Below are 17,265 nucleotides of genomic sequence, written 5' to 3'. Positions count from 1 at the left end.
ATGCACTGATTTGGGAATCCCAAGTCGATTCAGACTAACCCCATCCCGCTTTAGAGCATTCGGCTTACAGACGCCTGACGTCAGGCTTGCGCGAGGCTTGTGATCGGACCCGCGCGTCCCAATTCAGACATCTCCGCGCACAACTTCAGACACAAGCGTTGGCGACACTCTCCGCGCACGGCGAAGCCATGGGGGATACGTGGCGCGCCGATAGCGGGGTGGCATCATGGACAAGGTTGAGCGGTCATTCGCCGCCGCGACGGCGGCTGGCTTCGTGGTGTTGGTGATCGGCATTGTGCTGCTGGCGCTGATGTAGCGAAGGGGCGCGCGGCACGCACCGCCAAAGCGCGAAAACAACCCCATGCACAGTAGGCAGGCGGCGTGTTTTGCCTTGGCCGCTTCCTAGTGCGGCTTGATCTCGTGCAGGAAAAAATTCTGAGCCGAAGGATTGCGAAATTATGACGGCAGAAGAGCTCTGCGGCTCTGATGCGCATCATCCCCAGGCGATGGACAGCCTCACATTTTGCGGAGGGCAGGGGCGAGCCGTTGCTGTCGTGCTAACGTGTCGCGCCGCATCGGAGATGGCCATGGGCTTTTGGCTTTTTGTCATCATCTCGCTTGGATCGATCCCGCTCGCCGGTGCGATGGCGCGCGAGCGTGGCAGGTCGTCGAGGGCGTGGCTCTGGGTTGCCGCCGCGGTCGGACCGCTGGCGCCTTTGCTGCTGCTGATTCTCGGGGATGTGAAGCTTCCGACATCTGCCAATTGAAGCAGTTTCGGCGCGAGAGACGTAGCTCTATCCCCTCTGGTGCCCCCTTCGGGAGGGCTTGCCCTCCCTCGCAACCAGACCTCAGCAAATCAAGAGCGATTCAACCCCAGATTCCGGTACTGGTCGAGGCCAGCGCCCAGATTCCAAAAAGAACATATTGCGAACAGAGAACATATAGTGTACATTGCAAATATCGACGAGCCGCCCTGCCAACCGTTTGTCCCGCACCCGAATCCTCGCCATAAGGAGCACGACCCAATGTCCACCACTGCCCTGCGTATCGTCGAAGGATCTTCCATGGACAAGAGTAAAGCTCTGGCTGCCGCGCTCTCCCAGATCGAGCGCCAGTTCGGCAAGGGCTCGGTGATGAAGCTCGGCAAGAACGACCGTTCGATGGATATCGAGGCGGTCTCGTCGGGCTCGCTCGGCCTTGATATTGCTCTCGGAATCGGCGGCCTGCCCAAGGGGCGCATCGTCGAGATCTACGGGCCGGAATCCTCGGGCAAGACGACGCTGGCGCTCCACACGGTGGCGGAGGCCCAGAAGAAGGGCGGCATCTGCGCCTTCATCGACGCCGAGCACGCGCTCGACCCGGTCTATGCCCGCAAGCTCGGGGTCAATATCGACGAGCTCCTGATCTCCCAGCCGGACACTGGCGAGCAGGCGCTGGAAATCTGCGACACGCTGGTGCGTTCGGGCGCGGTGGACGTGCTGGTGATCGATTCGGTCGCGGCGCTGGTGCCGAAGGCCGAGCTCGAAGGCGAGATGGGCGATGCGCTGCCGGGCCTGCAGGCCCGTCTGATGAGCCAGGCGCTGCGCAAGCTCACGGCCTCGATCAACAAGTCCAACACCATGGTGATCTTCATCAACCAGATTCGCATGAAGATCGGTGTGATGTACGGCTCGCCTGAGACCACGACCGGCGGCAACGCGCTGAAGTTCTACGCCTCGGTCCGCCTCGACATCCGCCGCATAGGCGCGATCAAGGAGCGCGACGAAGTGGTCGGCAACACCACCCGCGTCAAGGTGGTGAAGAACAAGCTGGCCCCGCCCTTCAAGCAGGTCGAGTTCGACATCATGTACGGCGAGGGCGTCTCCAAGATGGGCGAGATCCTCGATCTCGGCGTCAAGGCCGGCATCGTCGAGAAATCAGGCGCCTGGTTCTCCTATGACAGCCAGCGCCTCGGCCAGGGCCGCGAGAACTCGAAGGCGTTTTTGAAGTCCAACCCCGACATCACGGCCAAGATCGAGACCGCGATCCGCCAGAACTCCGGCCTGATCTCCGAACAGATCCTGGCCGGCACCCCCGAGAGCGACGCCGACGGCGAAGAGCCTGCGGACGAGTAAGCCTAACCAGTAGAGTTTTCGCGAGGAGCGGGCGCTGAGGACGTTGAGTTGCCGACGTCATCAGTGCCCGTTTCTTTTGTGCTGCGTTGATCAGGTGGTGTGATGAAGCGTCTGATCCTGACTGGCTTGGGCCTCGACAGTGAGCTTGCTCGATCGGGTCTGGCCGAGATCGTCATACCGTTCCATTTTCAGTTCGCATGGGGACCGCTCCCGCCGGCGGAAAAGCTCTCGGCTTATTTCGCTGCCTGCACCACGGATCTTGGCCCGGCCGAACATTGGTTGGATTGGGTTCGTGGTCGCGCCGGCCTGACCATCATCGTGCAAGGGCGATTTCTTGGTGTGAGACGATCATGTCGCATTTGATCCTGACAACAGACGATCTCGCCGCACGTGAGTTGCGTCCGACATTTCGGGCAAATGAAGCGGTCGGCTTCGACCTTCGTCTCGTCGCCGGCAAGTTGCCGTCCAATGCGGAGCTTGCCGCCTTGCTGGAGCCGCGCTCGTCCAAGCACGACCGCGAAGGCAAGCACTGGCTCGACCATTTTCGTCGGATGGGAATGAGAGGATCCGCCGACGGACATCACGGCATCCTCGCATTCTGCGATAGGTTTGACTCGAGCGAATTGTGGGTCGATCCGCAGGCCGATGCCCAGCTCATCATGGTTTGGCTGCTCGACGCCGTTCGCCCCCATAAGGATATTACCTCGAAGCTAAGCCTGGTTCAGGCCGATGACAGAATAGCGAAATATCGCTCGGAATCGCTGGAAAAATGGAAATTGCCGGCGATCAAGATTACTGACCGTCACCTCGCGCTCGCCAGCCGGGCGTGGCAAGCCTGGCGCGCTCCCACTCCGGAAGGCTGCTTCGAGCTCCTGATGCAGGACACGACGGTCCTGCCGCGCCTTCGGCCCGCGATCATCGCATTGCTCGAGGAGCTTCCGGATAGCCTGAACGGTGTCGGCGCCAGCGAGCAGCTCATGCTGGAAGCGCTCAGCTATGGCTGTACTCATCCGGGCGAGGCGCTCTATGCGGCGCAGGATCGAGGCGTCATCAATGAACGCGAGGCGGGCGATCTGTTCGACGAGCTGGCGCAAAGTCCAAAGCCGCTCGTTTTCGGCTTGGGTAAGGGGCCGTTCGATCCGGATGAGTTCACCCGCTACCATCGGTATCGCAGTGCCGAGGTTGGACTCACGAAGCTCGGTCAGGCGGTGGTGGAGGCGGAAGACGATTTCTCCCGGCACAACCCCATCAAGCGCTGGTGGGGCGGCACGCTTCTGACCAACGAGCGGCTCTGGCGATGGGATCGCGAAAGCCGGTCATTGGTTGCGCCTTAGAGGTAGGCTCGGATGCGTAGGGTGGGCAAAGGCGCGTAAGCGCCGTGCCCACCTTCTTTCGCCGAATGCAAAGGTGGTGGGCACGCTTCGCTTTACCCACCCTACGAGACCTCCGTCGCGTCCTACTCCGCCGCTCGCGCGTAATCGCTCACTGGCGGGCAGGAGCAGACGAGATTGCGATCGCCGTAGACGTTGTCGACGCGGCCGACGGGAGACCAATATTTGTCGGTGCGCGAGACACCATCAGGGAAGCAGCCTTCGCTGCGGGCGTAGGCGCGCTTCCAATCGTCGTCCGCGATGTCGTGCACGGTGTGCGGGGCGTGGCGCAGGGGCGAGGCCTCGATCTTGAAGCGGCCCGCCTCGACCTCGGCGATCTCTTTCCGGATCGCGATCATGGCATCGCAGAACCGATCGAGCTCCGCCTTGGATTCGGACTCGGTCGGCTCGATCATCAGCGTGCCAGGCACCGGGAAGCTCATGGTCGGGGCGTGGAAGCCGTAGTCGATCAGGCGCTTTGCGATGTCGTCGACCGTGACGCCTGAAATCGTCTTCAGCGGACGGGGATCGACGATGCACTCATGCGCGACGCGGCCTTTCGCGTTCTTGTAGAGCACCGGGAAGTGCGCATCGAGACGCGCGGCGACATAGTTGGCGTTGAGGATCGCGATCTCGGTTGCCCGCTTCAATCCGTCGCCGCCCATCATCAGGATGTAGATATAGGAGATGGTGAGGATCGAGGCCGAGCCGAACGGCGCGGCCGAGACCGGGCCGACCGGCGCGTCGCCGTGCGTCGCGGGATGACCGGGGAGGAACGGCGCGAGGTGCGCCTTGACGCCGATCGGGCCCATGCCGGGGCCGCCGCCGCCATGCGGGATGCAGAAGGTCTTGTGCAAATTGAGATGGCTGACATCGGCGCCGTAATCGCCGGGCCGCGACAGACCGACCTGCGCATTAAGGTTGGCGCCATCGAGATACACCTGGCCGCCATGGCCATGCACGATGTCGCATATCTCCTTGATGTGCTCCTCGAACACGCCATGCGTCGAGGGATAGGTGATCATCACCGCGGCAAGATCGTTCGAATGCTTCTCCGCCTTGGCGCGGAGATCGTTGACGTCGACGTCGCCATTGGCCTCGCAGGCCACCACCACCACGTCCATGCCGACCATCGCGGCCGAAGCCGGATTGGTGCCGTGGGCGGAGGAGGGGATCAGGCAGATTTTTCGGTGCGTCTCGCCGCGCGCGGCATGATAGCCGCGGATCGCGAGCAGCCCGGCATATTCGCCTTGCGCGCCCGAGTTCGGCTGCAGCGAGATCGCGTCATAGCCGGTGATGTCGCACAGCCATTTTTCCAGCCGCGCAAACAGGGCGTGATAGCCGGCAGCCTGCTCGCGCGGGGCGAACGGGTGCAGGGACCCGAATTCCGGCCAGGTCAGAGGCATCATCTCGGTGGTCGCGTTCAGCTTCATCGTGCAGGAGCCGAGCGGGATCATGGCGCGGTCGAGCGCGAGGTCGCGATCGCTGAGCTTGCGCATGTAGCGCAGCATCTCGGTCTCCGAGCGATGCGCGTGGAATACGGGATGGGTCAGGTACGCCGTGCTGCGCTTCAGCGCCTCCGGCAGCGCCTCGCGCGTGGTGGCGTCGATCTCGGCGTAGGAGAGCTCGCCGCCGAAGGCACGCCAGACGGCTTCGACAGTCGCCGGCGTGGTGGTCTCGTCGAGCGCAATGCGGAGCGCGCTTTCGCCAACACCGAGATTGATCTTCTCGGCGATGGCCCGCGTGACGATCTCGGCGCGCTTGGCGCCGGCATCGACGCTGATCGTGTCGAAGAAGCTATCCGACTGCGGGGCGAAGCCGAGCTTGCGCAGGCCGGCCGCGAGCACGGCGGTACGGCGATGCACGTTGCGTGCGATCTGCGCGAGCCCCTCGGGGCCGTGATAGACCGCGTACATCGCTGCGATCACGGCGAGCAGCACCTGCGCGGTGCAGATGTTGGAGGTCGCCTTCTCGCGGCGGATGTGCTGCTCGCGGGTCTGCAGCGCCAAGCGATAAGCGGGCATCCCGCGAGAGTCCACGGAGAGGCCGACGATGCGGCCCGGCAGCGAGCGCTTCAGCGCATCGCGCACCGCCATATAGGCCGCGTGTGGCCCGCCATAGCCCATCGGCACGCCGAAACGCTGCGCCGAGCCGATCGCGATGTCGGCCCCGAGCTCGCCGGGGGAGGCGATCAGTGTCAGCGCCAGGAGATCCGCGGCAACGATCGCGAGCGCGCCTTTCGCCTTCAGCGCCGCAATCGCCGGCCTGAGATCGCGCACCGCGCCCGAAGAGCCCGGATATTGCAAGAGCGCACCGAGTACGTCTTGCTTGTCGAGATCGGTGAGGGGATCGCCGACGACGAGAGTCCAGCCGAGCGGCTCGGCGCGCGTGCGCATCACCGCGAGCGTCTGCGGATGCACGTCCTTGTCGACGAAGAACGCCTTCGCCTCGACCTTCGAGTGCCGCTCGGCGAGCGCCATGGCTTCGGCCGCGGCGGTCGCCTCATCGAGCAGCGAGGCGTTGGCGACATCGAGCCCGGTGAGGTCGCAGATCATGGTCTGGAAGTTGAACAGCGCTTCCAGCCGGCCCTGGCTGATCTCGGGCTGGTAGGGCGTGTACGCCGTGTACCAGGCCGGGTTTTCCAGGATGTTGCGCTGTATCACCGCGGGCAAAATCGTGCCGGAATAGCCTTGGCCGATCAGCGAGGTGAAGACCTGGTTCTGCCGGGCGAGGTCGGCCATGTGTGCGATCGCCTCGGTCTCGCTGAGCGGCTTGCCGAGATCGAGCGGGGTGGCCTGCCGGATCGAGGCCGGCAGCGTCTCCGCCATCAGGGCGTCGACGCTTTTGGCGCCGACCGTCTCGAGCATTGCGGTGACATCGCGCGCCGAAGGGCCGATGTGGCGGCGAGCGAAATTGGCGGCGGTGTCGCCGTTCGACTTGCGGTGCGCGGTCATCGCTTGCTCCATCGTCCTTAAGCCGTGTGTGCCTTGTAGGCGGCTTCATCCATGAGGCCGCCAAGCTCGCTCTTGTCGGCAATCTTGATCTTGAAGAACCAGGCTTTGGTCTGCGCATCCGAATTCACCAGCGCGGGCTCGGCGGCGAGCGCATCGTTGGTCTCGAGCACTTCGCCGGTAACAGGCGCGTAGACGTCGGAGGCGGCCTTCACCGATTCCACCACGGCGGCGGCTTCGGCCTTCTTCAGGCTGCGGCCGACCTTGGGCAATTCGACGAACACGACGTCGCCGAGCTGGGACTGCGCGTAATCGGTGATGCCGACGGTTGCGACATCGCCGTCGATTGCCAGCCATTCGTGGTCGGTGGTGTACAGCGTCGTGGTCATTTTCTTGTCCTCAGCGTTTGTAGGTGTTTTTCACGAAGGGCATTGCGGCGACGGTGAGCGGCAGAAATTGGCCGCGCACTTCCGCGAAGAGTTTTGTCTCGAGTGCGCTTGAGGCGGCGGGCACGTAGCCCATTGCGACAGGCGCATTCAGGCTTGGGCCGAAGCCGCCGGATGTGACCTTGCCGATCGGCTCGCCGCCTGCGCTATCCGCAAACAGCAGCGCACCTTCGCGTACCGGGGCGCGGCCCTGGGCGAGCAGGCCGACGCGGCGGCGCGATGCGCCGTGATCGAAATGCGCGAGAATCTTTTCGGCGCCTGGGAAACCGCCGGCGCGCGCGCCGCCGGTGCGGCGGCTCTTCTGCACCGACCATTCCAGCGCGGCTTCCACCGGCGAGGTCTCGGTGTCGATGTCGTGGCCGTAGAGACAGAGCCCGGCTTCCAGCCGCAGGCTGTCGCGGGCGCCGAGGCCGATCGGCCTCACATCGGGGTTTTCGAGCAGCGTCTTCGCCAGGCGCTCGGCGTCGCTAGCTGCCACCGAAATTTCAAAACCATCCTCGCCGGTGTAGCCCGAACGCGAGACGAAACATTTGATGCCGGCAACCGTGTGCGGGCCGGCGTCCATGAACTTCATGGACGGCGCCTCTGCACATAATTTCCCCAGCGCGGCCTCCGCCTTCGGTCCCTGCAACGCGATCAGCGCGCGATCGGCAAGCGAATCGATGATGCAGGCGTCGGAGAGGTTCGCGCGCAGATGCGCCTCGTCCTCGACCTTGCAGGCGGCGTTGACCACCAGGAACAGGTGATCGCCGAAATTGGCGACCATGAGATCGTCGAGAATGCCACCATCTTCATTGGTGAACTGGGCGTAGCGCTGCCGGCCAGGTGCGATCGCCACGATGTCCTGCGGCACCAGCCGTTCCAACGCTCGGGCGGCGTCCTCGACCTTGCCCGACTTCGGCCGAAGCGCGATCTGGCCCATATGGGAGACATCGAACAGGCCGGCGGCGTTGCGGGTCTGGAGATGCTCTTTCAGGACCCCGGCAGGGTACTGCACAGGCATGTCATAGCCCGCGAACGGCACCATCTTGCCGCCGAGCGACACATGCAGGTCGTAAAGGGGGGTACGTTTCAGGGACTGTTTGTCGTCAGACGCAAGCATCTTGGGGCCCTCGGCGGTTCCCCGGGAACGATTTCCCGTGGACACCAGTCGAAGCCCCATCTGTCGCTGTGCCTGAGAGTATTATCCCGTCGGCGGACGCTATCCGGGTCTTAAGCCCGTCAGCGCCTCTTTCCAGATGTCGTCAAAGCCACGCGGTCCTTTTGCCTGAGAGTTTCCGGGGCGGTTGCTCCTTCGGCGCCGGCACCCAATGCCGGTCTCTCCCGACGTGGCCGTACGATACAGATGGGTAAAGACCACAGGGCAGCCAAGCCTGTCAACGCGGGGATTGCGGCTTTCAACGAGATTGCAAGGGGATGACGCGGCTGCGGCAACCCTCTGATCTCCTTGTACAGTTTCTGGACAGCGAAGCTGGCCTTGTCTAAAAGCGCTTTGGCCCGCAGATATCAGCCCAAATCGCCAGGTTTGGATGGCGGAAAGCGGGTCCAAGCACACCCCGATTGGATGAACATGAGCGGCGTCAACGAGATCAGGTCGACCTTTCTGAACTTCTTTGCCGAGAACGGCCACGAGATCGTGTCGTCCTCGCCATTGGTGCCGCGCAACGATCCGACGTTGATGTTCACCAATGCCGGCATGGTGCAGTTCAAGAACGTCTTCACCGGCGTCGAGAAGCGGCCCTATCAGCGCGCCACCACCTCGCAGAAATGCGTGCGCGCCGGCGGCAAGCACAACGACCTCGACAATGTCGGCTACACCGCGCGCCATCTCACCTTCTTCGAGATGCTCGGCAACTTCTCGTTCGGCGACTATTTCAAGGAGCGCGCGATCGAGCTGGCCTGGAAGCTCATCACGAAAGACTTCGGGCTGAAGAAGGACAAGCTGCTCGTCACCGTCTACCACACCGACGACGAGGCGCACGGGCTCTGGAAGAAGATCGCCGGCTTCTCGGACGACCGCATCATCCGCATCCCGACCTCGGACAATTTCTGGGCGATGGGCGACACCGGCCCGTGCGGCCCGTGCTCGGAAATCTTCATCGACCGCGGCGACCACATCTGGGGTGGCCCTCCTGGCTCGCCGGAAGAGGACGGCGACCGATTCCTCGAATTCTGGAATCTCGTGTTCATGCAATATGAGCAGGTGACGAAGGAGGAGCGCGTCGACCTGCCGCGTCCTTCGATCGACACCGGCATGGGCCTCGAGCGCATGGCCTGCATCATGCAGGGCGTCGACAGCGTGTTCGAGACTGATCTGTTCCGTCATCTGATCGACGCGACGTCATCGGCGCTCGGCAGCGGGCCGAACGAGCAGACCGTCGCTTCGTTCCGCGTCATTGCCGACCACTTACGCTCCTCGGCCTTCCTGGTTGCTGACGGCGTGCTGCCGTCGAACGAGGGCCGCGGCTATGTGCTGCGCCGGATCATGCGCCGTGCGATGCGCCATGCGCAGCTGCTGGGCGCCAAGGAGCCGCTGATGCATCGGCTGGTCTGGGCGCTGGTCCGCGAGATGGGCCAGGCCTATCCGGATTTGATGCGCGCGGAAAATCTGATCGAGGAAACGTTGCGGCTGGAAGAGACCCGTTTCCGCAAGACGCTGGTGCGCGGCTTGGCGATTCTTGATGAGAAATCGGCCGGCTTGAAGAAAGGCGACATGTTCGACGGCGACGTCGCCTTCACGCTCTACGACACCTATGGCTTCCCGCTCGACCTGACCCAGGACGCGCTGAAGTCGCGCGGCATCGGCGTCGATCAGGCCTCGTTCACCGACGCGATGGAGCGGCAGAAGGCCAAGGCGCGCGAGTCCTGGAAGGGCTCTGGCGAGGCAGCGTCCGAAGCGATCTGGTTCCCGCTGCGCGAGAAGCTCGGGGCCACCGAATTTTTGGGCTACGAGACCGAGAGCGCCGAAGGCGTGGTCTCCGCGCTGGTCAAGGACGGCGCTGAAGTTGCGAGCCTCAAGGCCGGCGACACGGGCGCGCTTCTGCTGAACCAGACGCCGTTCTATGCGGAATCGGGCGGCCAGGTCGGCGACACCGGCGTGCTGACGGGCGAGGGCGGCATCAAATTCCGCGTCACCGACACGCAGAAGAAGCTCGGCGATTTCTTCGTTCACGTCGGCACCGTCGAGAGCGGCGAGCTGAAGGTCGGCACCGCGTTGCAGCTCGAGGTGGATCATTCCAGGCGTTCGTCGATCCGCGCACATCACTCGGCGACGCATCTCATTCACGAGGCGTTGCGCCAGGTGCTCGGCGATCACATCGCCCAGCGCGGCTCGATGGTGGCGCCGGACCGGCTGCGTTTCGACTTCGTGCACCCGAAGCCGATCACGGCGGAGGAGCTTGCCCGCGTCGAGGACATCGCCAACGACGTGGTGCTGGAGAACGACGAGGTCACCACGCGCGTCATGGGCGTGGATGAGGCCCGCGAGGCCGGCGCGCGCGCCCTGTTCGGCGAGAAATATGGCGACGAGGTTCGCGTCGTCTCGATGGGCAAGACCGCGCGTGAGCGCGGCACCAACACGCTCGGCTGGTCGGTCGAGCTCTGCGGCGGCACCCATGTGCGGCGCACCGGCGATATCGGCCTGATCACGCTGACGGGCGAAAGCGCGGTGGCTTCGGGTGTGCGCCGTATCGAGGCGCTGACCGGCAATTATGCGCGCCGGCACGCCAACGAGACCATGGCGCTGGCGAAGACCGCGGCGAGCGAGCTGCGTACCTCGCTCGACGACGTGCCCGCGCGCATCACTGCGTTGATGGAGGAGCGCAAGAAGCTCGAGCGCGAGCTGTCCGATGCCCGCAAGAAGCTCGCGATGGGCGGCGGTGCGGCTGCCGGCGGCAATGGCGCAGCCTCCGGCGTGCACGAGGTCGGCGGCGTCAAGCTGATGGCGCGCGCGGTCGAGGGCATCGAGATGAAGGATCTCAAGAGCCTCGCCGACGAGGCCAAGAAGCAGATCGGCTCAGGCGTGGTCGCCATCATCGGCGTCACTGAGGACGGCAAGGCCGGTGTCGTGGTCGGTGTTACCGCCGATCTCACCGCGCGTTTCAACGCGGTCAACCTCGTCCGTGTCGCCTCCGAAGCGCTCGGCGGCAAGGGCGGCGGTGGCCGGCCCGACATGGCGCAGGCCGGCGGGCCCGATGGCGCCAAGGCGACCGAAGCGCTGGCTGCGATCGAAAAAGCCATGGGAGCTGCGTAAATCACCATGCGCCTCGTTCCGAGAGGACGTGGCTCAGCCGATCCCAATCTGAGGGATCGCCTGTACGAATTGCTGGAGCACGATCCCTTGGCCTACTCGGTCGGGTCGCGCTTCATCCAGTTCATCATTGCCGTCATCGTGCTCGACGTCGTCGCGATGATCCTCGCCTCGGTGCCGGAGCTGGACGCGCAGTTCGGCACGCTGTTCTCGGCGATCACGATCCTCTGCGTGATCGTGTTCGCGCTGGAGTACGCAGCCCGGCTCTGGACGGTGGCGGGCCACACGCCGCGCAAGGGCTCGGCGCTTTCCGACCGGCTCGGTTATGTCTTCTCGGCGCTCGGCATCATCGACTTCATGGCGTTCCTGCCGGCTGCGATCGTGCTGTCCACTGGCCGACACGCGACGCTGGCCGCGCTCGGCGTGTTGCCGTTCTTCAAGCTGATACGGTACTCGCCGGCGATGCGCTCGCTGCTGGCGGCCGTGCATGCCGAGCGGCGGGCGCTGATCGGCTGCGTCGTCATCCTGATCGGCGTGGTGCTGACGTTTGCCTCGCTGCTCTATGCGATCGAGCGCGACGTGCAGCCGGACAAGCTCGGCACCATCCCGCAGGCGATGTGGTGGGCCATCGTGACGCTCGGCACCGTCGGCTATGGCGACGTCGTGCCGGTGACGGCGCTCGGAAAGTTCGTCTCGGTGTTCGCAATCATCTCGGGCTTTGCCATGATCGCGCTGCCGGTTGCGATCATCTCGACGGCGTTCGCCGAAGAGGTGAAGCGGCGCGATTTCGTGGTGACCTGGGGCATGCTCGCCCGCGTGCCGCTGTTCTCGCATCTGTCGGCCGGCGAAATCGCCGACATCATGCGGCTGCTTCGCGCACGCACCGTCGAGCAGGGAGAGATTCTGGTGCGGCGGGGCGATGCGGCCTCGTCGATGTATTTCATCACCGCCGGAGAGGTCGAGATCGCGCTGCCGAGCCAAGAGGTGCGGCTCAACGACGGCACTTTCTTCGGCGAGATCGCGCTGCTCCACAAGACCAAGCGCAGCGGTACGGTGACGGCGACGCGCAAGACGCGGCTGCTGGTGCTCGATGCCCAGGACTTTCACGCCCTGATCGCGCGCATGCCGACGCTCGCCGCCCATGTCCACCGGACCGCGAAAGCTCGGCTGGAAGAGACCGGCGATCTCGCGGCGGCCGAGCTCGCGCAAGCAGAGCGCGAGAAGCCCGACCGCTGAGCCGTCAGCCCTTTTTCAGGAGAACATACTCGGCCGAGTAGGGCGCGCTTTTGAACTCGCCGGCCTTGTCGCATGCGCCGTCGAGCTTGCCGCCATGGGTGTTGATGCGCTGGACCGTGGTCGCGGGCGTCAGCACGCCACTGCCGCGGCGGGAGGCGACCTCCAGCTTCAGCCAGGGGATATCGCCAGACGTCGCGCCCGGCGCGTTGCCGATGGCCTTGCCGACGACGGCGCTGCCGTCGGCATGCTCCCAGTTCGGGCCGGCATAGTGACGGCCGATGGTCTTGCCTTCGGAGAGCAGAGTGGCGATCGGCTCGCGGAACGCCCAGGCGAGCTTGCCGTCGGCGCCGGCCTTGCACTCATAGACCTGCGCGCCCTCGGCGTGGACGCTGAGCACGACGCTCTCGCCGGGGGCGGCGATCGCCTCGGGCAGTGTGTCCGCGGCGAAGGCCGGCCCGGCCGTGGCCACGAGCAACAGCAGGCAGGGGACGGCAAGCTTGGTCGACATGGTGGCATCTCTCCGCGGAAGGGTTCTAAAAAAATACGGGCCGCGCATGCGGCGCGGCCCGTGATGATGTCTGGCCCAGTCGGGCGAAAATGCGGATGGCAGCTTACGCCGCCATCGCCTTCACGAGGTTGTCAGCGACCTTGTCCAGGAAGCCGGTGGTCGAGAGCCAGCGCTGGTCGGCGCCGACCAGCAGCGCGAGGTCCTTGGTCATGTAGCCTTCCTCGACCGTGTCGACGCAGACCTTCTCCAGCGTCGAGGCGAACTTCGCCAGCTCGGCGTTGTTGTCGAGCTTCGCGCGGTGCGACAGGCCACGGGTCCAGGCGAAGATCGACGCGATCGAGTTGGTCGAGGTCTCCTTGCCCTTCTGGTGCTCGCGGTAGTGACGGGTCACCGTGCCGTGGGCGGCTTCGGCTTCCACCGTCTTGCCGTCGGGGGTGAGCAGCACCGAGGTCATCAGGCCGAGCGAGCCGTAGCCCTGCGCGACCGTGTCGGACTGCACGTCGCCGTCGTAGTTCTTACAGGCCCAGACATAGCCGCCGGACCATTTCAGCGCCGAAGCGACCATGTCGTCGATCAGGCGGTGCTCGTAGGTCAGGCCCTTGGCGTCGAACTCCTTCTTGAACTCGCGGTCGTAGATGTCCTGGAAGATATCCTTGAAGCGGCCGTCATAGACCTTGAGAATGGTGTTCTTGGTCGAGAGATAGACCGGGTAGTTGCGCAGCAGGCCGTAGTTGAGCGAGGCGCGAGCGAAGTCGATGATGCTGTCGTCGAGATTGTACATCTCCATGGCGACGCCGGCGCCCGGAGCCTTGAACACTTCCTTCTCGATCACGGTGCCGTCCTCGCCGACGAATTTCAGCGAGAGAGTGCCCTTGCCCGGGAACTTGATGTCGGTGGCGCGGTACTGGTCGCCATAGGCGTGGCGGCCGATGATGATCGGCTTGGTCCAGCCCGGAACCAGGCGCGGCACGTTCTTGCAGATGATCGGCTCGCGGAAGATCACGCCGCCGAGGATGTTGCGGATGGTGCCGTTCGGCGACTTCCACATCTGCTTGAGGTTGAACTCCTTCACCCGCGCCTCGTCAGGGGTGATGGTGGCGCATTTGACGCCGACGCCGACCTTCTTGATCGCCTCGGCGGCGTCGATGGTCACCTGATCGTTGGTGTGGTCGCGGTACTCCATGCCCAGGTCGAAATAGAGCAGCTCGACATCCAGGAACGGGGTGATCAGCTTGTCCTTGATGTACTGCCAGATGATCCGGGTCATCTCGTCGCCATCGAGTTCGACGACGGGATTGGATACCTTGATTTTTGCCATGATCGGAGAAGCCTTCTTGGGAACTGGTGGTGGAAATCTCCCGCGCTATAGCACCGCCCGGGGGCGGGCGGAAGCGGAGCGGTTATGCACTTTCAGCCCATCTTTTGGCCGAGATCAGTCATTCCGACGAGGTCGGAATGACTGATGCAGCACCTTGTTTGGGCACCCATCCGGCGAGCGATCCGGGGCCCTTCCAGAACCGCGTCTAGAAGGCGGCCTGGGTGGCCGTGCCGGCCACGATGTACCAGGTCACGAACAGGCCCGAGATGAGCGCGCCCGGCAGGCTCGATCCGGTCCGTCGCCAGGTGAAGGTCGCGATCACGGCGACGATCGCAAGCAGCGGCACGAACTGGATGGCGACGATGGTCGAGAGCGGCACGAAGCCGGGGTCGGGCAGCGGATTGAACAGCTTCCCGGTCAGCCACAGCGTGCCGTATTGCAGGACCAGCAGCACGATGAAGCCAAATGTGAGCGCCAGGATATTGGTCAGATAGAGCGCGAGTCGCGGCGCCTGCATGGTCGAGAAATTCCGGTGCAGCACGTGCAGCGCCACGACGAAAAACGCCGTGAACGGAACAAGGTAGATCAGGAAGATCAGAACCTGCTTCGGATTCATCAGCTTCAAGGCAACGATCCAGAAGCGGAAGTCGATCTTGAAGGCGAGGTCGGCAAGCCACAGCGCCGCGTAGCCGACTGCCACCGACACGACCGCGATCGCGAGCGACTGGCCGAGCAGGCCAGTGCGGCCCTTTCGCTTCGGGGCGAAGGCCATGAGCGCCAGCGTGATCAGGCCATTGATGATGGCCCAGACCAGGATCTGGTTGGTGATGCCCTGCGGCAGGAACGCCGACGGCGTCACGAAGGTACCGCCCAGCGCAAACGCCGGGTAGTAGGTCAGCGCCGGGATGAACGCCGAGAGAACGAACGCCGCGGTCCAACGCCGGCCGGTGGCGGCGTGATGCGGCGGCATGGTGCCGTCGGGGACAGCGGGCAGGCGCAGACGGGAGAACATCGGCGCCTCCAAGAGACCGTCGAAGGTACCGATCAACAGCACAACAAAACCGACAAACGCGATCAGCGTGCCGAGCTCCTTGCGGAACCAGATCTGGTCATCGGCAGGTCGCGGCGTGCCGCCCTGCAGCGTCTTGGCGAACCAGTCGAGGCTGTAGCCGATCGCCTCATGCGAGATGTGCTCGGCCGGGTGCGTGATGGCGGGCGTGTACAACACGCGGGCGGTGCCGGCCGCCGGGTCGCCATAGACCTTGCCGGGCTCGACCGGCCCTTGGGTGCCGAACATGGCCCACAGCTTGGGGCTCTTGGTGACATCGCGGGCAAGATCGACGCCCCACATCAACGTGGAGAATTCTTCATACTGGGCGAACACCAGGGCCACGTTGCGCGGCCAGCTCGGCGTGCCGTCGGCCGCGAAGGGCTTGCCGGTCGAGGAGCCCTCCAGCACCATCGACTTGTAATCGTTCGGCATCGCGGCCGCTGCGGCCAGCACCGTCCAGCCGCCCATCGAGTGACCCTCCAGGCCAATATTGGCCTTGTCGACCATGTCGAGGCTGCGGAGATAAGCGAGGCCGTCCGGGCCGCCAAAGCCGTTGGCGAAGGCGGGCGGGTCGCTGTAGCCGTGGCCGGTCTGGTCCAGCGCCAGCACGACATAGCCGCGGCGGGCGAATTCAATGGCGAAGCCGTCCTGGGTCTCGCGCGAATTGATGTAGCCGTGGACGGCAAGGATGCCCGGTGCCGGGGTCTGCGCGGTGGCGTTCGCCGGGATGTAGAGCAGGGCACTCATGGTGTTGCCCTTCGCGCCCTTGAACCTGACATCCTGGATCCGGATGCCGCCTGAGGTCTGCGTCAGATGAGCGAGGAAGCCGCCCACGACGATCAAGACCAGTCCCAGAAGCGCCAATTTCCATCGGCTCAGCATCACCATCCCCCCACTCAATCGTTGCTTCAGCTCAGGCCTTTCGGCTTCGCTTTGGTTGTGGTTGATAGCCATATCCGAAAGCAAAGCGCGCGCAAGCCGGGCGGTGAAATCGTCCCCAATTGAGGTGTGATTGCGGTTTCGCAAACGTCGCTACCCTGTTATCTGCCCTCAGAAATTGCGCCGCACGGAAGGCGGGCTGGCGGCGTGAATGAAGGCCTTGGATGAAGGCTTGGATCAGCGTCTTCAGACAGACGTTCAGGCTGTTCGGAAGCGCAACGAGACGAAAGCTGAAGCAGAAAGTGAACTGAGAATGTCCGGCACCGACAAGACCAAGACAGGGCACGCCCTCGACGGTCCCATCGTGATCCTGGTCGAGCCGCAGCTCGGGGAAAACATCGGCATGGCCGCGCGTGCCATGGGCAATTTTGCCCTGAGCCGTTTGCGCATCGTCAACCCGCGCGACGGTTGGCCCAACATCGCGGCCCAACGGGCCGCTGCCGGCGCCGACCACATCCTGGAAAAGGTCGAACTGTTCGACACCGTCGAGCAGGCGGTCGCCGACCTCGATTTGTTGTTCGCCACCACGGCGCGGCCCCACGACCAGGCCAAGCCCGTGGTGGGGCCCGAAGTGGCAGCGGCCGAGATCTCCGGGCATGTCGCGACGGGCGGCAAAGCCGGCATCCTGTTCGGCCGCGAGCGCTGGGGCCTGACCAACGAGGAGGTCGGGCTCTCCAACCGCATTATCACCTTCCCGGTCAATCCGGGCTTTGCTTCGCTCAACCTTGCCCAGGCGGTGCTGCTGGTCGGCTATGAATGGTTCAAGCAGGCGACCTCTGGCGAACTGCCGCACGGCATGCCTGAGCGATCCGAGCGCGCCTCACAGCACCAGATGCAGGCCTTCTTCGACAATCTCATCCGCGAGCTCGACCGCGTCGAATTCCTGCGCCCGGCCGAGAAGCGCGACACCATGCTGGTCAACCTGCGCAACATCTTCAGCCGGATGGAGCCGACCAAGCAGGACATGCACACCCTCCACGGGGTGGTGATGGCGATCGCTGAAGGACGCAAGGGCCCGGCCAAGGGCGGCGTGCTCGATGGCGAGCAGGCCACGCGCCTGCGCGCGCTGCTGGCCGAGCACGG

General features: G+C 64.4%; 13 protein-coding genes and 1 riboswitch. Of the genes, 7 read left to right on the top strand and 6 right to left on the bottom strand.

Going from position 1 to position 17,265, the window contains the following annotated elements:
- Positions 1-587 precede the first annotated feature (587 nt).
- The 4 genes from Q0687_RS00255 (at position 588) to Q0687_RS00240 (ending at position 3,448) form a co-directional block, all read left to right on the top strand.
- Positions 588-767, top strand: a complete 180-nt coding sequence (locus tag Q0687_RS00255; protein WP_298870686.1) for a hypothetical protein — start codon at positions 588-590, stop codon at positions 765-767.
- A gap of 258 nt (positions 768-1,025) precedes the next feature.
- Complete coding sequence (recA, locus tag Q0687_RS00250; RefSeq protein ID WP_298870684.1) at positions 1,026-2,114, top strand: recombinase RecA; 1,089 nt, start codon at positions 1,026-1,028, stop codon at positions 2,112-2,114.
- Positions 2,115-2,216: 102 nt separating this feature from the next.
- Positions 2,217-2,477, top strand: coding sequence for a hypothetical protein (locus tag Q0687_RS00245; RefSeq protein ID WP_298870682.1), 261 nt, complete (start codon positions 2,217-2,219; stop codon positions 2,475-2,477).
- Entirely contained in the window at positions 2,465-3,448 is a 984-nt protein-coding gene (locus tag Q0687_RS00240) for a hypothetical protein (protein WP_298870680.1), read from the top strand. Before Q0687_RS00245 ends, Q0687_RS00240 begins: the two co-directional genes overlap by 13 nt.
- 122 nt (positions 3,449-3,570) lie before the next feature.
- On the opposite strand, the gene gcvP is transcribed toward Q0687_RS00240, so the two are convergent.
- The 3 genes from gcvP to gcvT are packed head-to-tail and all read right to left on the bottom strand — an operon-like array spanning position 3,571 to position 7,983.
- A complete protein-coding gene (gene gcvP, locus Q0687_RS00235) occupies positions 3,571-6,438 on the bottom strand; it encodes an aminomethyl-transferring glycine dehydrogenase (protein WP_298870678.1) in 2,868 nt (955 codons plus the stop codon).
- A 17-nt stretch (positions 6,439-6,455) separates the two neighbouring features.
- The gene (gcvH, locus tag Q0687_RS00230; RefSeq protein WP_298870677.1) at positions 6,456-6,824 is read right to left on the bottom strand and encodes a glycine cleavage system protein GcvH; all 369 of its coding nucleotides are present in this window, start codon (positions 6,822-6,824) and stop codon (positions 6,456-6,458) included.
- A 10-nt stretch (positions 6,825-6,834) separates the two neighbouring features.
- Positions 6,835-7,983, bottom strand: a complete 1,149-nt coding sequence (gcvT, locus tag Q0687_RS00225) for a glycine cleavage system aminomethyltransferase GcvT (protein WP_298870675.1) — start codon at positions 7,981-7,983, stop codon at positions 6,835-6,837.
- A 144-nt stretch (positions 7,984-8,127) separates the two neighbouring features.
- Positions 8,128-8,217: riboswitch (glycine riboswitch) on the bottom strand.
- A 234-nt stretch (positions 8,218-8,451) separates the two neighbouring features.
- Between gcvT and alaS the strand changes: the two genes are divergently transcribed.
- A complete protein-coding gene (gene alaS, locus Q0687_RS00220; protein ID WP_298870674.1) occupies positions 8,452-11,133 on the top strand; it encodes an alanine--tRNA ligase in 2,682 nt (893 codons plus the stop codon).
- A 6-nt stretch (positions 11,134-11,139) separates the two neighbouring features.
- A complete protein-coding gene (locus Q0687_RS00215) occupies positions 11,140-12,366 on the top strand; it encodes a cyclic nucleotide-gated ion channel (protein WP_298870672.1) in 1,227 nt (408 codons plus the stop codon).
- Positions 12,367-12,370: 4 nt separating this feature from the next.
- Here Q0687_RS00215 and Q0687_RS00210 read toward each other — a convergent pair whose 3' ends face one another.
- The 3 genes from Q0687_RS00210 to Q0687_RS00200 form a co-directional block, all read right to left on the bottom strand.
- Positions 12,371-12,874, bottom strand: coding sequence for a DUF3455 domain-containing protein (locus Q0687_RS00210; RefSeq protein WP_298870669.1), 504 nt, complete (start codon positions 12,872-12,874; stop codon positions 12,371-12,373).
- A gap of 103 nt (positions 12,875-12,977) precedes the next feature.
- Positions 12,978-14,192 (bottom strand): NADP-dependent isocitrate dehydrogenase, encoded by a 1,215-nt coding sequence (locus Q0687_RS00205; protein ID WP_298870666.1) that lies wholly within the window; start codon positions 14,190-14,192, stop codon positions 12,978-12,980.
- Positions 14,193-14,397: 205 nt separating this feature from the next.
- On the bottom strand, positions 14,398-16,125 hold the full coding sequence (locus Q0687_RS00200) for an alpha/beta fold hydrolase (RefSeq protein WP_298870663.1): 1,728 nt from the start codon (positions 16,123-16,125) through the stop codon (positions 14,398-14,400).
- 310 nt (positions 16,126-16,435) lie between these two features.
- Between Q0687_RS00200 and Q0687_RS00195 the strand changes: the two genes are divergently transcribed.
- On the top strand, positions 16,436-17,265 hold an 830-nt coding region (locus Q0687_RS00195; RefSeq protein WP_298870660.1), incomplete at its 3' end, for an RNA methyltransferase.

The sequence above is a fragment of the uncultured Bradyrhizobium sp. genome (assembly GCF_936928535.1).
Taxonomy (GTDB): Bacteria; Pseudomonadota; Alphaproteobacteria; order Rhizobiales; family Xanthobacteraceae; genus Bradyrhizobium.
Note: the sequence above shows the minus strand (reverse complement) of the source record. Positions and strands in the feature narration are given on the sequence as shown.

What these genes read in the sequence shown, in the direction of transcription:
- Q0687_RS00255 (WP_298870686.1), top strand. Translation starts at nt 588, where the DNA reads ATGGGCTTTTGGCTTTTTGTCATCATCTCGCTTGGATCGATCCCGCTC.
- recA (WP_298870684.1), top strand. Translation starts at nt 1,026, where the DNA reads ATGTCCACCACTGCCCTGCGTATCGTCGAAGGATCTTCCATGGACAAG.
- Q0687_RS00245 (WP_298870682.1), top strand. Translation starts at nt 2,217, where the DNA reads ATGAAGCGTCTGATCCTGACTGGCTTGGGCCTCGACAGTGAGCTTGCT.
- Q0687_RS00240 (WP_298870680.1), top strand. Translation starts at nt 2,465, where the DNA reads ATGTCGCATTTGATCCTGACAACAGACGATCTCGCCGCACGTGAGTTG.
- gcvP (WP_298870678.1), bottom strand. Translation starts at nt 6,438, where the DNA reads ATGACCGCGCACCGCAAGTCGAACGGCGACACCGCCGCCAATTTCGCT.
- gcvH (WP_298870677.1), bottom strand. Translation starts at nt 6,824, where the DNA reads ATGACCACGACGCTGTACACCACCGACCACGAATGGCTGGCAATCGAC.
- gcvT (WP_298870675.1), bottom strand. Translation starts at nt 7,983, where the DNA reads ATGCTTGCGTCTGACGACAAACAGTCCCTGAAACGTACCCCCCTTTAC.
- alaS (WP_298870674.1), top strand. Translation starts at nt 8,452, where the DNA reads ATGAGCGGCGTCAACGAGATCAGGTCGACCTTTCTGAACTTCTTTGCC.
- Q0687_RS00215 (WP_298870672.1), top strand. Translation starts at nt 11,140, where the DNA reads ATGCGCCTCGTTCCGAGAGGACGTGGCTCAGCCGATCCCAATCTGAGG.
- Q0687_RS00210 (WP_298870669.1), bottom strand. Translation starts at nt 12,874, where the DNA reads ATGTCGACCAAGCTTGCCGTCCCCTGCCTGCTGTTGCTCGTGGCCACG.
- Q0687_RS00205 (WP_298870666.1), bottom strand. Translation starts at nt 14,192, where the DNA reads ATGGCAAAAATCAAGGTATCCAATCCCGTCGTCGAACTCGATGGCGAC.
- Q0687_RS00200 (WP_298870663.1), bottom strand. Translation starts at nt 16,125, where the DNA reads ATGCTGAGCCGATGGAAATTGGCGCTTCTGGGACTGGTCTTGATCGTC.